This window comes from Alcanivorax sp. HI0044, from assembly GCF_001634945.1.
In genome coordinates this window covers 1-764 of record NZ_LWEZ01000432.1, presented here as the reverse complement: position 1 = coordinate 764, position 764 = coordinate 1, and the positions used below count along the sequence as shown (strand labels likewise).

General features: G+C 56.8%; 1 protein-coding gene. It reads left to right on the top strand.

The features are described from left to right. Positions 1-160 precede the first annotated feature (160 nt). The gene (locus A3730_RS05200) at positions 161-643 is read left to right on the top strand and encodes an RDD family protein (RefSeq protein WP_063518852.1); all 483 of its coding nucleotides are present in this window, start codon (positions 161-163) and stop codon (positions 641-643) included. Positions 644-764 lie beyond the last annotated feature (121 nt).

Here is a 764-nt window from a genome sequence, read left to right as displayed (position 1 = left end):
CTTTTGTGCTTTTTTATTGTGTTGTAAATCAGATGGTTGGGGCTGTATTTGAGTCCGGCCTCTGTACCAAACAATAAAAGAGCCCGCTTCCAGCGGGCTTTTTTATGTCGGGCGTCTCCGGGCTCTCGATAGCTCAAACTCGTCTGTCCAGGAGAGTGTCATGACCGAATATGCCCCGCCCGCCGGTTTGCTTAAGCGCTTGATGGCGCTGGTCTATGATGGCTTTCTGGTGCTCGCCTTGTGGTTTGTGACTACGGGTATCTTCGTGCTGGTCTATCCCAAAACCGGGTTGCCGATGGAAGATATTAATGGCGTCACCCGCGCTGCGCCGGACTACCTGAAGGGGATTCTGCTGCCGCTGCTGCTGGTGGAAACCTGGTTGTTCTATGCCTGGTTCTGGATGCGTGGCGGCCAGACCCTTGGCATGCGTGCCTGGCGGTTGCAGGTGCGGGACTATCGCGGTGGGCCGGTTAAGCTCTGGCAGACCCTGGCTCGCTTTCTGGGTGCCTGCGTGTCGTGGGGCCTGTTCGGGGCCGGCTATCTGGTGGTGCTGATCGCGCCGCATCAAACGCTTCACGATCGCCTGTCCGCCACGGCCACCGTTCAGCTGCCGAAACAGGCAAAAGGCAAGAAAACGGATTGACCACAGAGAGCACAGGGTTCACTGAGGGAAAAGCAGGGTTTTCTCTGTCCCTCTGTGCTCTCTGTGGAGAAACAGCTTTTGATCCTGCTTTCGCTGCCGGGTATCCTTGCTCTCCCTTGAA